Source organism: Streptosporangium sp. NBC_01810 (assembly GCF_035917355.1).
Lineage (GTDB): Bacteria > Actinomycetota > Actinomycetes > Streptosporangiales > Streptosporangiaceae > Streptosporangium.
In genome coordinates, this window is sequence record NZ_CP109070.1 from 1053471 (window position 1) to 1070564 (window position 17094).

Below are 17094 nucleotides of genomic sequence, written 5' to 3' on the forward strand. Positions count from 1 at the left end.
TACCCCGGAAAGTGCATCTCTACTTACCGGTAACCAGGAGATCCCTGCTGGCAGGGGCACAAAAGTGGCCTAGACCACCGATGGTAGGATGAATCGCCGTCAAAGGTTACAACGAGGTTCCCTACTTTTTACAGGGCCTCTCCCTGGAAATCCGGGGTCTCTCCCCTTGGGACTCCGGGCCCGCGGTCCGGACGAGGCCCGAAACCCTGCGGCAGGAAGGCTTTCCGGGCTCGGGGACGCCGCCGGGACCGATCGAAATCTTGCATATATGTAACGGGTGGCCCTCCCCACATAGTGCCCTCCGTACCCTTTTCATGCCCTCATGGAGGGCAGGAGCATCCCAAATAAGGTGATCTACCCAGGGCGGGCGTGTGACGGATGGGGCCCTGATGCGCTCCGGACCGGGGTGCGGTCGTCGTCGCAGCTCACGATGGATCGTAGGATCGGTATGTGAGATCTCAGACGATCGAGGTGGTAACGGGTTCCCGGGATCGGGTGCACGACATCACCTCCGAGTGCGAGAGCTTCGTCCGGTCATGTGGGGGCGACGGCCTGTTGAACGTCTTCGTGCCCCATGCGACCGCCGGGGTCGCGCTGCTGGAGCTGGGTTCAGGCAGTGACGACGATCTGCTCGCGGCCTTGGAGGCTCTGCTTCCTGCCGATGACAGATGGAGGCATGCGCACGGTTCAAGAGGGCATGGACGGTCGCATGTCATGCCCGCCCTCATTCCGCCGTACGCCACCGTCCCGGTCCTGTCGGGACGGCTCGCGCTGGGAACCTGGCAGTCCATCGCCGTGGTGGATCTCAACATCGACAATCTGGAACGCCAGGTCCGTTTGTCATTTTTGTCGGACTAATTCATACGTAGCCCAGTCGTTGCCGTGGCGACCGTTGACGACTAAGGGTCACAGCGTGTGGACTGTGCCGAAGCACTTTGAGCACCGTGTGATTGCGGGGCCATCCAAGCAGGAGGGACAAACGTGAGCGCGACCGCGGGTCAGGCCCAGGGCGAACGCGGCCTGGCCGAACGACTCGGCCTCAAGCAGGGTCAGGTGGTGCAGGAGGTCGGATGGGACGAGGACGCTGACGACGACCTGCGCGACTCCGTCGAGGAGCTGACCGGTAACGAGCTGGTCGATGAAGACTTCGAGGACGTCGTCGACGTCGTGCTGCTCTGGTGGCGCGACGGTGACGGCGATCTGTTCGACGCCCTGAGCAGCGTGGTGACCAACCTCACCGATGGTGGCCAGATCTGGCTGCTCACTCCCAAAGCCGGCCGGGACGGGCACGTGGAGCCGAGCGACATCGGGGAAGATGCCACCACTGCGGGTCTCTCGCAGACCAGCAGCATCAGCGCGGCCCCCGACTGGTCGGGGACGCGTCTGGCGACGCCCAAGGCGCGCCGCTAAGGGTCCGCCCTGCCGTACGGCTCGCGTGAGCCGTACGGCAGGATGATGGCGCATGCCTCATGCGACGAAAGGATCCCCGGCCATGGCGATCGAGGTGGGCACCCAGGCTCCCGGCTTCGAGCTGAGCGACCAGCACGGCACTCCGGTCAAGCTTTCCGACCACCGGGGTAAAAAGATCGTGCTGATCTTCTACCCTCTCGCGTTCACCGGGGTCTGCAGCGGCGAGCTCGACGCCATCCGTGACGAGTTCATGGCCGACATGCCCGAAGACGTTGAAGTTCTTACAATCTCGATTGACTCCATCTTCGCCCACCGTGCGTGGGCGGATCAGAAGGGCTACACCTTCCCGCTGCTCTCCGACTTCTGGCCGCACGGACAGGTCGCGCGGGCGTACGGTGTTTTCGATGAGGAGAAGGGCTTCGCGGAGCGCGGAACCTTCATCATCGACGGCGAGGGCGTGGTCCGCTGGCGTGTCGTGAACTCGATTTCACAGGCCCGCGACATCGCCGAGTACCGCAAGGTGCTCGCCGAACTTCCCTAAGCGGTGATCCGGCGGCCGCCCGCTCGCGCGGCGCCCGCCGGTCCAACCTCTCGGAGGCGATCATGCCCTGCTTCTCCTGCGGGGCCAGGCAGACCGACCCGATCCGTGGTGCCAGCCCGTGGACGCGCGGGGTACGCGACGAGACGCAGGTGCTGATCTGCCCGGACTGCCGGCGCACCCATGAAGTCGAGCTCGACACGTGCTCCTCATGCGGCTCCGTCGGGCTCATCTGCCGGCTCGGCGAGGTGGAGTGCCGGTCCTGCGGCTCGGTGCGACCCGCCCGCGCCGACGGCCGACCGGCCGTCGTCTGTGCCCCGGGCCTGGCCGACGAGGTGGAGGCCGCCCTGGCCAGGGTCCTGCGCCGGGTCCCCTGAGGGGCCGTTGAGGTGTGCGCCGTGCGCTAGGGTCGGGCTCGGTCCCGCTTCTTCGAGCCGCTGGATGGGTGCATGAGCTCCTTCGTTGTTGCCCTTGACGTCGGTGGAACGTCGATGAAGGGCGGCCTCGTCACCCGTTCCGGCGAGATCATCCGCACCGACCGCCGCGCGACCCCGCGGGATCGGGGCCCTGCTGCCGTCGTCGCGACGATCCGATCATTCATCGACGACCTCGCCACCGCGGGCGGCGGCACCCCCGCGGGTGTCGGACTCGCCGTGCCCGGCCTGGTCACCGCCGACGCGGCCCTCTACTCCGCCAACATCGGCTGGAGGGACGTCCCCGCGACGGATTTCGTCCCGCTCGACGTCCCCGTCATACTCGGCCACGACGTCCGCACCGGCGGCCTCGCGGAAAGTGTCTTCGGCGCCGGTCGCGAGCTCTCCGACTTCCTGTTCCTGCCCATCGGCACCGGCATCGCGGGCGCCGTGATCCTGCACGGCGAGCCGTACGGCGGGAGCGCCGGCTGGGGCGGCGAGATCGGCCACACCCCGGTCCTCCCCGAGGGCGAGCCGTGTGCCTGCGGTCAGATCGGCTGCCTGGAGACCTACGCCTCCGCCTCCGCCGTAGCCCGCCGCTACTCAACCCGCGCCCCCTCATCCGCCTCCTCCACCACCATCGCCCCCGCCTCCACCGCCCCCGCCTCCCCCGCCCCCGCCTTCTCCATCACCGCCTCGCCCGACACCACCACTACCGCCTCGGCAGCCTCACCCACTGCTGCGTCGCCCGCCACCGCCACCGCTTCGCCCGCCACCGCTGCCTCGCCAGCTCCTGTCACCGCCGAGCAGGTAGCAGCCCTGACCGCCTCCGGAGATCCTCTGGCCATGGAGATCTGGGGCGAAGCGGTCGAGGCGCTCTCCCCGGCCCTGGCCACCTATACGCTCCTGCTGGACCCCTCAGCCATCGTCCTCGGCGGCGGCCTTGCCGAGGCGGGCCCTCTCCTCTCCGTCCCCCTGGCCGAACGTCTTCAGAAACGCCTCGCCTTCCGCGACGCACCACCTCTGCGTCAGGCCGCCCTCGGCATGTCAGCCGGCATGCTCGGCGCCGCCCTCCTCGGCTGGCGCGCCGCCGGTTTCGCCGACGCGGGGGCCGCCTGGTCTCCCGATGTGCTGAAATCCCCCCGAGTGGCGTAAGGTGTTGTCCCGTCTGTCCAACGGGATCACCTCGGGCGCTTAGCTCAGTGGTAGAGCGCTCGCCTTACAAGCGAGATGTCACTGGTTCGAACCCAGTAGTGCCCACCACGAGCCCCTCACCTGCGAAAACAGGCGAGGGGCTTCTCTTTTTTTACCGCCAAACCGCCTCGCCACATCGCTTGGCCAGATGTCGCCTCAACACATGAGCACACGCTTGTGTCATGTCCCCTAGGCGGCTCGGGCGGGACGAGGCGACTCTTCGACCGTTGCCGTCGGCAATGATTCGCTACTCTAGGTGAGGTGAGTGCGCGGAGGGAGTCTCAGGTGCACAAGCCGTATGGTTTTGAGATCGAGCCGGAGGTCCGTGAGTGGCTCGACAACCTGAGTGACAGCGACTTCAAACGGGTTGACGAGGTAGCTGGTCTACTGGCGGAAAAAGGGACTGAGCTTGGCGGTCCATGGTCGGACCATCTGGAAGGGCCAGTCTGGGAACTACGGGTTCGGCTCCGTGATGTTGCAGCTCGGGTGACGTACTGGTGTACTCCGGATAGGAAAATCGTGTTGCTCACGGCTTTCCGCAAGACCAAGCAGCACGATCAACGGCAGATCGACAGGGCGGTCCGGGCGCAGAAGATCTGTGAACGCGACCACCATGGGTCGGTGGCCGAGATCTATGAGAGGAAGGTGTGATGACTGGTTATCACACCCGCTGGGTGCGACCTGAACCTGAGACCGAGGATCCCGAACGGATCATGATCCGTGAAGCGTTGGCTTTTGGTAAGGCGCTGTATGACCGGCGTGGTGCGCTTGGGCTGACGGTGGCGGAGTTGGCCGAGCGCGCGGGCATGACCGAGGATGAGATCGAGTGCATCGAGGAGGGCGGAACCACTCCAACGATCGCCTTGCTGCGGCATCTGGCTGCGGCACTGAATGCTGACGTTCGTCTCACCTCCGGTCATGATCTGGGCTCGGTGTGGTTCGAGCCTCACGCGGCTTGATCGACGGATATCGATCACCTGACGTGAAGAAAGGCTTGTTTGCCCGGCACAGGGTGATTGATTGGATCAGTTGCTAGCGGCCACGCCAAACTTGCCCACAAACGGCCCGCAGAACTACGCCAAATGCACCATCCGGGAAATGCTGCGATCATGAGATGCCTTGGTCGCCCCTGGTTGGAGTTGCCGTGACGTTGAAAGAGCGGTCCCCGAGGAGTTCGACCGGCGCACCGGGTCTCCCTCTGGTCGGCTCGCTGGCGGTCATCGGCCTCCTGCTCCTGTACCAGGCGAGCTTTCCCGGTATCGGCCCTCTTTGGGTACTGCCCGCGCTGCTTGTGTTCTTCGTGCTCGGCGTGGTTTGGTTCGTTCGCCTCGCCGCAGCGCTCTTCAACCCGGCGAGCCGGCCAGGTGTCGGGCGGAACCTTTTGCGCTGGGCGGCACCACCGCTGATCGGGATCCTGGTGCTTACGTTGCCCGCCGTAGGAGAACTGAAGAAGTCCAGGTTCGCTCTGTCCGCAGAGAGCTTCGAGACGGTCGCACGGTCGGCGGTGGCGGGAAGCGCCGACTGGAAGATGGGCACGGGAACGCTGGGGCTGTTCGATGTCTCCTGGGCCGCGCGGCATGGGAACACGGTGCGCTTCGCGCTGGCCGGTGGGGGAGACGACATCCATCAGCAGGGCGTCATATGGAGCCCGCATGGTGAACCACCGCTGCCGGAAGAAGGGGGGTACGAGCCCGACGTCGAGCACTACTACGGCCCCTGGTACCTATGGCGCGAGAACTTCTGAATCCGTAGGGGACCAACCGGGTGACAACGACCCCGGACGGGGCCGGACGACGGTGGATCACTGTGGACTGTAATCGCAGGTCAGCGCAAGTATAGGCCCAGGTCGGCCCCCCATCTCGATCGCCTTACAAGCGAGATGTCACTGGTTCGAACCCAGTAGTGCCCATCAGCCGAAACGTCTCGTTATCGTTGGAAACGAGACGTGAGTGACTGACTCGCGAAGACGTCGTTCCTGGCCTCCGCGTCCTGCATGAGGACCGGCCGCGGGCTCGAAGCCGAGCCCTGTCGCCGCTGATCAGCAGGTCGGCCGCTGGGAAAATCACCTGCTCGGCGCTCAGGAGCCTGAGCGTGCCGGTGACCTTCCTGGTCGCGGTGTCCACCACCCTGAGCGCGCCGCGGTCCACGATGATCACCCGCTTGCCGTGCTGACCGTACGAATCGATGTCCTCATGCCCCTACGACGGGCTGAACCGGCGCGAGGTTCGGCACTACTCGGCCGTACGATCAGCGGGCTCGTCGCCGACGCCGTGGGCGGGGGCGCCACCGTCGACCAGGCTAATCGGGGCCGCGTGTGGGCCGCTTGATCTGTTCGGCAAAAGGCGCATATCGGACATCTCTGATCGCGCTACGATAGAAAGGTTCAAACGGGAGAAGCGGAGTCGCCGGGACGACACCGGTCATCGGCGGTTGCCACGGCCCACGCTGTGATCCCGGGTGCCGCAGCGGCTGCCGCCGTCGCCCTGTGTGGTCGGCCCACCCCGCCGCAGGCGGGACCCGCGAACCGGCTATCGATCTGAGAGGCCTTTGGATCGGCGGGACCGAGGGGAGACGTGGGGAGGCTGAAATGATCACTACCGTCATCGCTGTACTGATCGCGATCCTCGTGCTGGGCGCGATATGGCTGAAGGCCGGTGTACGAGTCGTCAAACAGTTCGAGCGGGGCGTCGTCTTCCGGTTCGGACAGGTCCGCGCTGAGATCCGCGCTCCCGGGCTCGCCCTGATAGTGCCGGTCGCCGACCACCTGCAGAAGGTCAACATGCAGGTCGTCACCATGCCGGTACCCGCCCAGGATGCCATCACCCGCGACAACGTGACGGTTCACGTGGATGCCGTCATCTACTTCCGGGTCGTCGACCCGGTGCGTGTGGTCGTCGGCGTCCAGGATTACGAGTCCGCCATTCGCCAGGTCGCGCTGGCCTCGCTGCGTTCGATCATCGGCAAGAGCGAGCTGGATGACCTGCTGTCCAATCGGGAGAAGCTCAACCAAGGCCTGGAGCTGATGATCGACAGCCCGGCTGTGGGCTGGGGCGTGCACATCGACCGCGTCGAGATCAAGGACGTGGTGCTCCCCGAGTCGATGAAGCGGTCCATGTCGCGGCAGGCTGAGGCAGAACGTGAACGGCGCTCCCGCATCATCACCGCCGAGGGCGAGCTGCAGGCCTCGAAGAAGCTGGCCCAAGCCGCTGAAACGATGAACATGCACCCCGCCGCGTTGCAACTACGCCTACTCCAGACCGTCGTCGAAGTCGCCGCCGAGAAGAACTCCACCCTCGTGCTGCCTTTCCCTGTCGAACTGCTCCGCTTCCTGGAACGAGCGACGCCTCCCGAAGCGGGCCAGGCCACCTCACACTCCACCCCGGCAGTGTCCGACCGCTTGTCGGCAGTGTCCGACCGATGCCTTCCAGACACTCACATCCCCAACCAGGTCGCCCCCAACGGTGCCGAAACCGGCCGGTAGGTCGTACCCGAGTGACCAACGGGTGATGTCGTACCCGAGTGACCAACGGGGTGACAAGGAGCATGGGCGGGGGTTGGAAGCCGACGGATCGTCGTGGACTGTGACTCCAGGTCAAGGGCGGGGTGGTGCCGGACCGGGGCCTCTCACGGCCGTCAGTTCTGGTCGAGGCGGACGGCCTGGGCGATGTAGTCGCGCAGTATCGTCCTGAACACCACCGGCCAGGTCGACACCCTCGTCCAGCTCGTCACCCAGAGCCTCGCAGAAACCGATGACCTGGAACGCGACCTGCTGGAACTGGCCCACCGCTTTGTCGCCGCGCTCATGCGCCCGGAACTACTGGCGCTACGCCGCCTGGTCATCGCCGAGGCCGAACGCTTCCCCGCCCTCGGGACCGCCTGGTACCAGCAGGGCTTCGAACGAGTGCTGGCCGGCCTCGCCGGCTGCTTCGACCGCCTGGCCAGGCGCGGCTCCCTGACCGTGGACGACCCCGCCCTGGCCGCCAACCAGTTCGTCGGCCTGCTGCTGTGGATACCGATCAACCGCGTCATGTTCTGCGGCGGCAGCTATCCGGCCGACGAACTGTCCCGTATCGCCGACGGCGCCACTCATATGTTTCTGGCCACCTACCGGCCGGCCGCCTCCACCGGGACCGCGGCGACGCGATCCGTGCTCACGCCTGATGGTGATCACTGACCGCGACCCCGCGGATGGATGCCTGCAGTTCGGCCTTCTCCTCGTCGCCGAGCGCGTCGCCGAGCGCGTCGCCGAGCGCCGCCACGGCAACGTGGCGGCTCACCGATCCGCACTGACGAACACCGAGAATCAGCGAACGGCTCGTCTGGAGCCTGTCGGTATCGGCCGCAGACCGCCGGAGGCCGTCCGGGCGCCGGTGAGAAAACCTGTTTCCCGCCCGGGGAGGTTTCAGTACACTCGCCGCGAATCACACGCTGCCGCGACACCGCGGCGCGGGCCTTGACGAACGAGGGGAGCCGGCCGTGCGCTACAGCGCCGCTGTTGTCATTCCCCGGTCACGGTACGAGGTGATTCTGGTGTCTTCGTTGGTGCCCGGTGCCCGGTGCCCGGTGCCGGCTGCGCGGGATGTGCGATACCTGATCCGAGCAGATGGCGGGTGCGTGAGAGGCTTCGGCGAGAGGGGGCGTCCATCCGCCTCGGGTGTCCCGGCCGGGCCATGATCGCGGTGGCGTGCAACGGCGGGGCGGTTTCGCGGGGATTGTCGTAGCGCTCTGATACACGTGGCTCATGGGTGTGAGCGTTGGTGAATTCCTGGAGATGCTGGACCGACTTCCCGAGGTTCAGCAGAGCGATTCCGGCAGCTGGACCTCGCTGAAGGTCCGAGGCAAGGGTTTCGGCTACATATGGGGAGATGCGGAGACCGTGGGTCTCAAGGCGACGATCGATGAGCAGATCGCGCTGGTGGCGGAGCGGCCGGAGGTGTTCGAGGTCCAGTTCACCGCGGGCCGGTTCGGCTGGGTCGTGGTGCACCTCGCGAAGATCGATCCGGATGAGCTGTTCGAGCTGGTCACCGAGGCGTGGTGCCTGACGGCCCCCAAGGGGCTGGTCGACGCGCACGAGGCCGGGAGGTAGTCTGCGATCTCGGGTGGCCTCGCGGGGCCACCCACGGCCCTGTCAGTTGTCGATCCCCGCGCCGCCTCTGTTGCCGGGGGTCCTGTGGCCGTTGATGCTGCCACCGATGCCGACATTGCCCCGGCCGATGCCGATGCCGACACCGTCGATACTGCTGTGCTCACCGCTGCGGGACCCCTGGTTCTACGTGCCGTGGTGCCCGCTCCTGGCACGGCACCTCTCGGGGTTCTTGTGTTCGCGGCACGGCTTCTGGGCGGAGGTGAGAGTGGTCGGGGTGGTCGAGTGGGCGGAGGTGAGACTGGTCGGGGTGGTCTGCCTCGCACGGCTTAGAGGGGGCGCCGAACCCGCTCGGGCGGAGACCCTCCGGTAGGAGGATCCCCGCCCGAGCGGTTCCCAGCGCTTGTTCACCCGCAGGGACACGACCGTCCCCGGGGGAAGGGGGGCCGTGGAGGTGACTCCCGCCGGTCAGTGGGGGACACCGGCTCCGAAGGCGGTGTGCCGGGTGGACGAGGCCACGACCCGGCCCGCGACGACGACGTGCCGGGGCGGCGCGTGCCGGGTCAGGGCCTCGCGGAGGGTCCGTCCCTCAAGGACGACGAGGTCGGCGGGGGTCCCGGGCTCCAGGCGGTGGGCGGGCAGGCCGACGACCCGCGCGGCGTCGACGGTCACCATGTCGTACAGCCGTTCCAGAGCCGCGTCGGTACGGGCATCGAGCAGGTGCGCGGCCAGGAACGCCACCTCCAGGAGGTTGTGCCGCCCGAACGGGTAGTAGGCGTCCTCGATGTCGTCCTGCCCCAGCGCGACCGGAACCCCGGCGCCGGCCAGCTCGAAGACCGGCAGGTGGAGCGGTCCCGTGTGCGGGTCGCTGACGAAGCCGAGCCCCGCCGCGCGGCACAACCCGGCCAGGCGCCGCAGGTACGGCTCGGGATAGAGAGCCATCGCCCGGGCGTGCTGGGCACTGCCGCGCCCGATCATGTTCTGCTCCAGCAGCTCCCGTGCGAGCATCTCGGTCGTACGCAGCCCCGGGTCTCCGGCGTCGTCGACCAGCATGGCGACACGTAGCCCGTGCCGTCGCGCGAGATCGACCATGCGCCGTACGTGCTCGGCGGCGTCGGCGTCGGTCCATTCGATCCACGGAATGCCGCCCACCACGTCGGCGCCGCGCCGTACGGCCTCGGCGACCAACTCCTCGGTGCCGGGCTCGCGGAGCAGACCGTCCTGCGGGAACGCCACCACCCGCACGTCGACCACGCCGCGGAACTCCTCGCGTAGCGCCAGCAGCGCCTCCACCCCGGTGAGCCCCGCCTCCGGGTCGATGTCGGCGAAGGCCTGCACGGCCCGGACACCGTGTCGCACGGACTCCACCAGCACCGGACGGACCCGCTCCAGGACGGCCTCCCGCGTCTGACCGGCCTTGACGGCGGCGGCCGTCTCGATGGCGCCCATCGCGGCTCCCATGGTGCCGCCGGTGTACGCCGACAGCGCGGCGGGCCCGGCCGCATCGAGGGTGTGCGCCTTGCATAGATGCAGGTGGGCGTCCACGAACGGCTCGGTGACCAGGGCGCCGTCGGCGTCGATGGTCACACCGCTCGCCGGGCCGAGATCGGGGTCGCCCTCGGCGACGAGGCCGATGAGCCCGCCCGTGGCCGCCAGCGACCACCTGCCGGGACGGCCACGGAGGGAGGCGTTGCGGATGAGGAGATCTGGGGTGTCCATAGGACAGCACGGTAGAAGCGCACCCGCGAGATCCGGGACGGCCAGACCTGCCAGATCACGTGCCGCGAAGCGGTAGGCGTTGGGTGACGGTCGGACTGAAGGCTTACGAGCGTGCGGGGAGAGCCGGGATGGGCCGGGGACGGACTGGGGACGGACTGGGGACGGACTGGGGACGGACTGGGGACGGACCGGGGGATGGGCCGGGGGATGGGCCGGGGGCGCTGCCCCTCGCCGGCCGTCAGGCGACGGGGGTCACTTCGCGGACCACCCGGTTCATCAGGTAGAGCGACGGCTCCACACCCGTTTCAGCGCGGGTGAGAGAGTCCCAGTACTGCTGATTCCGCTCCCGGAAGCTTTCCGGGCCGTCATACGAGAGGACCACGATGAACTGGTTCCGCTCGTGATCCACCCAGGCGCCATGGATCTCGAACCCGAATTCACGGCGGAGCGGCGCGACCTTCGATCGCCACTTCTCCAGCCATTCCTCCATCAGGTCCTCCTGGATCGTGTAGGTGCGATGTTGAAAGGTCCTGGCCATGTCATCGCCTTCCGTGCCGGGCGGATACGGGGCCGCCGTGCGGTGGGGATCGTACGGTTACCGGAGTGGGGCAAACACGGGGCCACTCCGGCCTGTTCCAGGCTCGATACGAGATCAGGACCAGAAGCGGAGGGTTGGATCGGCTTACGTCGGGTTCCAGGGTGAAAGTTTCATTGTTCATTGACACTGGGAAAGCGATTTCCTGTGATCGCTCGCCGACGTTTTCGCATGAGGGGTCAGTGGCTGAGCCGGTCCAGGTTCTCCAGCTCGGGTCGCGTCCACGGATGTGGTGTACGAGCATCCGAATCCGGTAAGCCGGTCACGGTGGAAAGCGCGGCGTCGTCCGTGGTGAAAAGCGCGGCGAGGGGGGTGGAGTGGTTCAGGGCCGCTCGTCGGTGTCGCGTCGTGCGGGGTCGAAGGTCAAAAGCGCGCCGAGGACCGTGGAGTGGCCCCAGACCGCTCATCGGTACGGGTCCGCCGCGGTACGGAAGGATCCGGGGCCGCTCCTCGCCGCTGCTCGCCGCCGCCTCGCGCGGCGCTCTCGCCGTGCGGGGTACGAAGGTCCGCGGGGCGTCCGGTCACGGGTCGCCCCCGGCCGGGTGCGGGGATGAATCGGGCCTTCCACCACGAAAGGCGGCCCACCCGAGGGGGCGGGAGTGGCGCTTTCCTTGATCTGGGTGAATCCGCACGCCCCCAGCGTGCCAACTCACCCAGATCATGGAAAATCCCCGATCGTCACCACCACGGCCCCGCCTCCACGCCCGCCATGACCCGCTTTATCCCCTCCCGGAGCCCACCGGCCCGCCCTCTTAACCCACACCCGCCCAACGCCCGCCACCACCCCGCACGATGCGTTACCGGTGAGCGGTCCCGGGCGACTCCACGACCCTCGCTGCGCTTTTGATCTTTGACTCCGCGCGGTGCGTTACCGGTGAGCGGTCCCGGGCGACTCCACGACCCTCGCTGCGCTTTTGATCTTTGACTCCGCGCGGTGCGTTACCGGTGAGCGGTCCCGGGCGACTCCACCGCCCTCGCTGCGCTTTTCCCCACGGACGACGCCGCGCTTTTCAACGGCGATCAGCCAGGCGCGACGCGGGTACCGATCTCAAACACTCGTACACCACCTGCGCGGACGCGACCCCAGCTCGGTGGTGTTCAACCCGAGCGCCCGGTCGTAGAGCCCCGCACCCCTTTCAACCAGCCCGTCTTGAAAAACACAGACTCGATCGCGGCTTCGAAGACCTTCTACGGAAACCGTGGGTCTCAAGGTGGCGATCGACGAGCAGATCGCGCTGGTGGCGGAGCGGCCGGAGGTCCACCGTACCGAGCGGCGGGTTCAGTGCCCGAGTTGGTCCAGGTTCTCCAGCAGGGTCTGGACATGCCGGGTCTCCGGATGGTCGGGGCCGAAGACGGCGGTCAGGTCGGGGAGCAGGGCGCGAAGATCGGCTCGGGCCCGCTCGTGGTCGCCCGTCCTGGCCAGCAGCTCGCCGATCTCCCGGCGGAGCTCCAGCGTGAGGATGTCGTGCTCGTCCAGTGAGGTACGGACGTCGCCGAGCAGACCGGTCATCTGCTCTCGCGCCGTCTCGTTCCACCCCAGGGCGGCCGAGCTGAGTGCCTGGTTGTACCGGCACTCCAGGACGACCCGGTGCCCGGCCCCGAGCATATCGGTGAGCGCGGGGATCAACTCCTCGAAGTCGTCCAGGGCCGTCGGGTAGTCGCGGGCGGTGAACCGGGCGTTCGCCAGGTCCATCTTCAAGGCGATCAGCAGCCGGCGATCCCCGGCGGGCGGCGCGCAGGCGGCCACGGCCTCCTTGAGGATCTCGATCGCCTGGCTGAGCCGGCCCTCGACCGCGAGTTCCTCCGCCCGTTCCCTGGCCGCGACCAGATCACCTCTGGACAGCCGAGGTGGGGGAGTCGTGCGCGGGACCGGGATTCGCGGGCCGACCAGGGCGGTCTCGGCGATCCGGCCGACGACCGTCGCGTACATCCGGCCCGGGTCCGGCGACGGTGCGACCGCCGTCGTGCCCGGCAGCGGTGGCAGGGCGACGATGTACGGCAGCAGCCGCTGGTAGACCTGGGCGGCGTCGCCGGGCCGGTCGGCGGGGTTCTTGGCCAGCAACGCCAGGACGAGTTCCTCGATCTCGGCGGGCACGTCCGGCCGCCGGGACCGCAGGGGCGGGGGCGCCTCGGAGTAGTGGCGGGCCATCTCGGCCGCCGGGTGGGCGGACTCGAAGACCCGCTTTCCGGCGAGGAGCTCGTGCAGCACGCAGCCGAGCGCGTACAGGTCGCTGCGCGCGTCGGCCTTCCCGGTGATGGCCTGCTCGGAGGGCATGTAGCAGTAGGTGCCGACGCCCTGCCCCACCTGGGTGATCTTTGTGATGTTCGGGGAGTCGAGGACGGCGACGATGCCGAAGTCGAGCACCTTGACCGTGCCGTCGCCGCACAGCATGAGGTTCACCGGCTTCAGGTCCCGGTGGATCAGCGACCGGGCGTGGGCGACGGTCAGCACGGCGCAGATCTGGGCGGCGATCGCCGCCGCCCAGGCCACCGGAAGGGGATCGTGCGCGTCGATCAGATGGTCGATGCGATAGCCCTCGACCAGCTCCATCACCAGATAGAGCGATCCGTCGAGGTCACCCACGTCGTGGACGACCGGGACGCCCGGGTGCCGGATCCTGGCCGTGACCCGGGCCTCCCGGCGGAACCGCTGCTCGGCCTCGCGGCGTTCCCCGGGCGTGGGGAAGCTCTCGGCGCGGATGAACTTGACGGCCACGTGCCGGTCCAGCGACTGGTCGAAGCCTTTCCAGACCTCGCCGTGGCCGCCCTCGCCCAGCCGCATGACGAGCTCGTATCGGCCGCCGACGACCGTTCCCGCATCCACGATCATGCTTATATCACTCGATCCCGGTGCTTTCCCGGATCATCTTGTAGACCTGTTTCCGGCCCAGCTCGGTGATCCGGGAGCGGAAGAGCGAGTCGTCGAAGAACCGCTGGACCAGGCCGGTGTTGCCGGTGTGCCGGTCCACCACGACCTTCTCCAGGTGGTCGGCGAAGACCTCGCCGAAGTTGGCCTCGTCGTTGACCAGCGCGGCGGCCTTCAGCGAGTCGTTGACCACCGCCTCCTCGAACTGCTGCTCCACCCAGACCTGGTCGGCCTCCGACAGGCCCAGGCCGTACTTGTCGTTCACCGCCGCGATCAGCGCGTGCAGCGACGTCATCTCCGGCTCGGCCGCCACGCCGCCCGCGCCGGACGGGGCGGGCAGCGTCACCTCACCGCCGGGCGTGGCGGACAGGCTGACGTCGTGCTCGCCCGTCTTGGCGATCTTCAGGTGGGTGAGGTCGATCTCCCCGACGTCCACCGCCGGGTCCTCCCGGCGCGGCAGCCGGTTCAGCAGGAACCGGCCGAACAGGTAGAGCCGCTCCAGGTCGTCGTCGGTGTAGGGCACGACCTGCGACAGGAACCCGTACATCCGGACGAAGGACTGCAGGTCGCCGCGGAACCGCTCGGCCGAGTCGTCGTCGCTCTCCTTGTCCTGCCCCTGCCGCTCGACGAAGCGCGCCACGGCGGGCTCGGTGAACCGGTAGAGGGCCGCGTGCGCCTTCTCCCAGTCGCGCTGCGTCGCCGAGGCCCGCTCGGCCCGCAGGTAGGCCTCGGTGAGGGCCTGCATCTCCGACTCCACAAGCAGCGCGTGCCCCGCTACGGCGCCCGCCCGCGTGTAGAGCAGGTTCGGATCGATGGTCTCGGCCGCCGTACCCTCGAAGTAGGGCTGGAACTCGGCCTGGATGTCCTCGGCCTCGTTGGCGAAGTCGAGCACGAACACGTCGCCCTGCGACTTGAGCCGGTGCGTGCGGTTCAGCCGCGACAGCGTCTGCACCGCCGCAACTCCGGCCAGCTTCTTGTCCACGTACATCGTGGTCAGCAGCGGCTGGTCGAACCCGGTCTGGTACTTGTCGGCGACCACCAGGATCCGGTACTCCGCCTTCTCGGCGGCGTTGGGCGCGCTGTCGTCGGCCCGGCAGTACGCGAACCGGTCCGGCAGCTCCTTCTCCCCGAAGCCGTTCAGCCCGGCCTCGGTGTACTCCGTCTCCACCCCGTGCTCGTCGGTGACCTTCAGCGTCTGGGAGAAGGCGATGAGCGTGCCGCAGCCGGCGTATCCATTCGTCTCCACGTAGTCGCGGATCGCCTGGCCGAGCCGGAGCGCGTGCTCCCGCGACCGGGTCACCACCATCGCCTTGGACCGGCCGCCCAGCTGCGGGGCGGTGTGCCTGCGGAAGTGCTCGACGATGATCTGCGCCCGCTGCTGCATGCTCGTCGGGTGCAGCTCGGCGAACCGCGCCAGCAGCGCCTGCCCCTTACGCCTCTGCACCTGGCGATCTTCCGGCTCCTGGCTCATCAGCCGCCAGAGCGTCTTGTAGGTGACGTAGTTCTTCAGCACGTCGAGGATGAAGCCCTCCTCGATCGCCTGGCGCATCGAGTAGATGTGGAAGGCGCGCGGCTTGCCGTCGCTCCCGGGGGTGCCGAACAGGGTGAGCGTCTTGCTCTTCGGCGTCGCGGTGAACGCGAAGTACGACAGGGTCTCGTGCCTGCCCCTGGCCAGCGCGGAGGCGGTCAGCAGGTTGCCGTCCTCGTCCACGTCGTCACTGCCGAGCCGGCGCAGCACCCGCTTGAGCGCGGCGGCGCCCTCGCCCGACTGCGAGGAGTGCGCCTCGTCCACGATGACCGCGAACCGCTTGCCGCGCAGCCCCTCCACCTGCTGGAGGACGTGCGGGAACTTCTGCAGCGTGGTGATGACGATGCGGGCGGACTCGCCCTGGAGCGCCTCGGCGAGCTGGGCGGCGTCCTGGTCGATCCGCTTGACCACGCCCGGCGTGTGCTCGAACTGGTAGATCGTCTCCTGCAGCTGCCGGTCCAGCACCACCCGGTCGGTGATCACGATGACCTTGTCGAACACCGGCTGGTTCGCCCGGTACCCTCGCTCGATCGCCTCCGGGTCGATCTCCGCGAGGCTCGCCGACGTGTGCAGGTTCGACAGCGCGTGCGCGAGCCAGGCGATCGTGTTCGACTTGCCGGAGCCCGCAGAGTGCTCGACCAGGTAGTTGTGCCCGGAGCCGTGCCGCCTGGCGTGCGCGGTCATCTCCCGCACCGCGTGCCACTGGTGGTAGCGGGGGAAGATCATCGGAAGCCGGTGCGCCTTGCCCGGGTACGTCTTGCGCCCCCGGCCCTTGCGCACGTCCTCGTCGTCCACGTGCAGGAACCGCTTGAGCAGGTCCATCCAGGTGTCCGGCGCCCAGATCTCCTGCCACAGGTAGGCGGTCCGGTAGTCGCCGACGAGCGGGACGCGCGGGTTGCCCGCGCCGCCCTTGTTCCCGGGACCGCCGTCGCCGGTGTTGAACGGCAGGAACCTGGTCTTCTCCCGCGCCAGCCGGGTGGTGACGAACACCAGGTCCTGATCCACCGCGAAGTGCACCAGGGTCCGCCGGGCGAACAGCGGCTCCTTGGGGTCGCGGGTCCTGCGGTACTGCTCCTTGGCGTCCTCGACGGTCGTGCCGGTGAGCGTGTTCTTCAGCTCGGCCGTGGCGACCGGGATGCCGTTGACGAACAGCACCAGGTCCAGCTCGTCCTGCGTGGTCTCCGAGTAGCGGAGCTGGCGGACCACGCTGAGGATGTTCTTGCTGTACGGCTCCAGCGCGTCGGCCGCGATGGTGTGCGCGGGCCGGAAGTAGGCCAGTTTGAAGGTGATGCCCCGGTCCTTCACCCCGTGCCGGAGCACCTCAAGGGCGCCCTCGTTGTCGATCGCCTTCGCCACCGTGTCGGCAAGCCGCTGCGCGGCTCCGGCGTCGTCCCCGGCCTGCATGGTGACCAGCCGTTCCCACTCCTTGCGCTGGCTCGCCCGCACGAAATCCAGCAACTCGGTGGTGTTCAACCCGAGCGTCCGGTCGTAGGCGCCTCTCACGCCCTTCAACCAGCCCGCTCCGCGCAACGCAGACTCGATCGCGTCCTCGAAGACCTTCTCGTGATGTACGGGGGACACGATCACATTCCCTTCGGCGCTGATCCGTCACGGGCGTGCCCGCCGTCGCACCGGTCGGCCTTCGGCCTTGGCGGAGGAGGCAAGGTCACGTGAACACGGTACACAATCAAGCTGTGTTGTGTGGAGTGATGGCGACATCGTTATCGAGATTCCTGCCGCCGTACGCG

General features: G+C 67.9%; 18 protein-coding genes and 1 tRNA gene. 13 read left to right on the top strand and 6 right to left on the bottom strand.

Going from position 1 to position 17094, the window contains the following annotated elements:
• Window positions 1-450: 450 nt before the first annotated feature.
• The 10 genes from OIE13_RS04800 to OIE13_RS04845 all read left to right on the top strand — a co-directional run bounded on the left by OIE13_RS04800 (window position 451) and on the right by OIE13_RS04845 (window position 7036).
• Window positions 451-858 carry a secondary thiamine-phosphate synthase enzyme YjbQ gene (locus OIE13_RS04800; protein WP_326829589.1) on the top strand — a complete coding sequence of 136 codons (408 nt, stop codon included), beginning with the start codon at window positions 451-453 and terminating at the stop codon, window positions 856-858.
• Between the two features lie 123 nt (window positions 859-981).
• The gene (locus OIE13_RS04805) at window positions 982-1410 is read left to right on the top strand and encodes a DUF3052 domain-containing protein (RefSeq protein WP_030920118.1); all 429 of its coding nucleotides are present in this window, start codon (window positions 982-984) and stop codon (window positions 1408-1410) included.
• Between the two features lie 82 nt (window positions 1411-1492).
• Window positions 1493-1951, top strand: a complete 459-nt coding sequence (locus OIE13_RS04810; RefSeq protein WP_326642505.1) for a peroxiredoxin — start codon at window positions 1493-1495, stop codon at window positions 1949-1951.
• Window positions 1952-2013: 62 nt separating this feature from the next.
• A complete protein-coding gene (locus tag OIE13_RS04815; RefSeq protein ID WP_326642503.1) occupies window positions 2014-2325 on the top strand; it encodes a hypothetical protein in 312 nt (103 codons plus the stop codon).
• A 72-nt stretch (window positions 2326-2397) separates the two neighbouring features.
• The gene (locus OIE13_RS04820; RefSeq protein ID WP_326829590.1) at window positions 2398-3516 is read left to right on the top strand and encodes an ROK family protein; all 1119 of its coding nucleotides are present in this window, start codon (window positions 2398-2400) and stop codon (window positions 3514-3516) included.
• Window positions 3517-3549: 33 nt separating this feature from the next.
• A tRNA-Val gene (locus OIE13_RS04825) sits at window positions 3550-3624 on the top strand.
• Between the two features lie 216 nt (window positions 3625-3840).
• Complete coding sequence (locus OIE13_RS04830) at window positions 3841-4206, top strand: type II toxin-antitoxin system RelE/ParE family toxin (protein ID WP_326642499.1); 366 nt, start codon at window positions 3841-3843, stop codon at window positions 4204-4206.
• Window positions 4206-4514 (top strand): helix-turn-helix domain-containing protein, encoded by a 309-nt coding sequence (locus OIE13_RS04835; RefSeq protein ID WP_326642497.1) that lies wholly within the window; start codon window positions 4206-4208, stop codon window positions 4512-4514. The genes OIE13_RS04830 and OIE13_RS04835 overlap by 1 nt, the downstream gene beginning before the upstream one ends.
• A 185-nt stretch (window positions 4515-4699) precedes the next feature.
• Window positions 4700-5299 (top strand): hypothetical protein, encoded by a 600-nt coding sequence (locus OIE13_RS04840; protein ID WP_326829591.1) that lies wholly within the window; start codon window positions 4700-4702, stop codon window positions 5297-5299.
• A gap of 843 nt (window positions 5300-6142) precedes the next feature.
• Window positions 6143-7036, top strand: a complete 894-nt coding sequence (locus tag OIE13_RS04845) for a slipin family protein (RefSeq protein ID WP_326642494.1) — start codon at window positions 6143-6145, stop codon at window positions 7034-7036.
• 152 nt (window positions 7037-7188) lie between these two features.
• Here OIE13_RS04845 and OIE13_RS04850 read toward each other — a convergent pair whose 3' ends face one another.
• A complete protein-coding gene (locus OIE13_RS04850) occupies window positions 7189-7359 on the bottom strand; it encodes a hypothetical protein (RefSeq protein WP_326642492.1) in 171 nt (56 codons plus the stop codon).
• Between OIE13_RS04850 and OIE13_RS04855 the strand changes: the two genes are divergently transcribed.
• On the top strand, window positions 7331-7729 hold the full coding sequence (locus OIE13_RS04855) for a TetR/AcrR family transcriptional regulator C-terminal domain-containing protein (RefSeq protein WP_326830265.1): 399 nt from the start codon (window positions 7331-7333) through the stop codon (window positions 7727-7729). The genes OIE13_RS04850 and OIE13_RS04855 overlap by 29 nt on opposite strands.
• Here the strand turns inward: OIE13_RS04855 and OIE13_RS04860 are convergent.
• Window positions 7707-7832, bottom strand: a complete 126-nt coding sequence (locus OIE13_RS04860; protein ID WP_326829592.1) for a hypothetical protein — start codon at window positions 7830-7832, stop codon at window positions 7707-7709. The two genes, OIE13_RS04855 and OIE13_RS04860, sit on opposite strands and share 23 nt — an antisense overlap.
• Window positions 7833-8296: 464 nt before the next feature.
• Here OIE13_RS04860 and OIE13_RS04865 point away from each other — a divergent pair, with 464 nt between their 5' ends.
• A complete protein-coding gene (locus OIE13_RS04865) occupies window positions 8297-8641 on the top strand; it encodes an MmcQ/YjbR family DNA-binding protein (protein ID WP_326829593.1) in 345 nt (114 codons plus the stop codon).
• 106 nt (window positions 8642-8747) lie between these two features.
• The gene (locus OIE13_RS04870) at window positions 8748-9011 is read left to right on the top strand and encodes a hypothetical protein (RefSeq protein ID WP_326642488.1); all 264 of its coding nucleotides are present in this window, start codon (window positions 8748-8750) and stop codon (window positions 9009-9011) included.
• A gap of 95 nt (window positions 9012-9106) precedes the next feature.
• Here OIE13_RS04870 and OIE13_RS04875 read toward each other — a convergent pair whose 3' ends face one another.
• The 4 genes from OIE13_RS04875 to OIE13_RS04890 form a co-directional block, all read right to left on the bottom strand.
• Entirely contained in the window at window positions 9107-10357 is a 1251-nt protein-coding gene (locus OIE13_RS04875; protein WP_326829594.1) for an amidohydrolase family protein, read from the bottom strand.
• A 238-nt stretch (window positions 10358-10595) separates the two neighbouring features.
• Entirely contained in the window at window positions 10596-10895 is a 300-nt protein-coding gene (locus OIE13_RS04880; RefSeq protein ID WP_326642484.1) for an NIPSNAP family protein, read from the bottom strand.
• A 1336-nt stretch (window positions 10896-12231) separates the two neighbouring features.
• Window positions 12232-13776 (bottom strand): serine/threonine-protein kinase, encoded by a 1545-nt coding sequence (locus OIE13_RS04885; protein ID WP_326642482.1) that lies wholly within the window; start codon window positions 13774-13776, stop codon window positions 12232-12234.
• A gap of 13 nt (window positions 13777-13789) precedes the next feature.
• Window positions 13790-16927 (bottom strand): type I restriction endonuclease subunit R, encoded by a 3138-nt coding sequence (locus OIE13_RS04890; protein WP_326642481.1) that lies wholly within the window; start codon window positions 16925-16927, stop codon window positions 13790-13792.
• Between the last annotated feature and the right edge of the window lie 167 nt (window positions 16928-17094).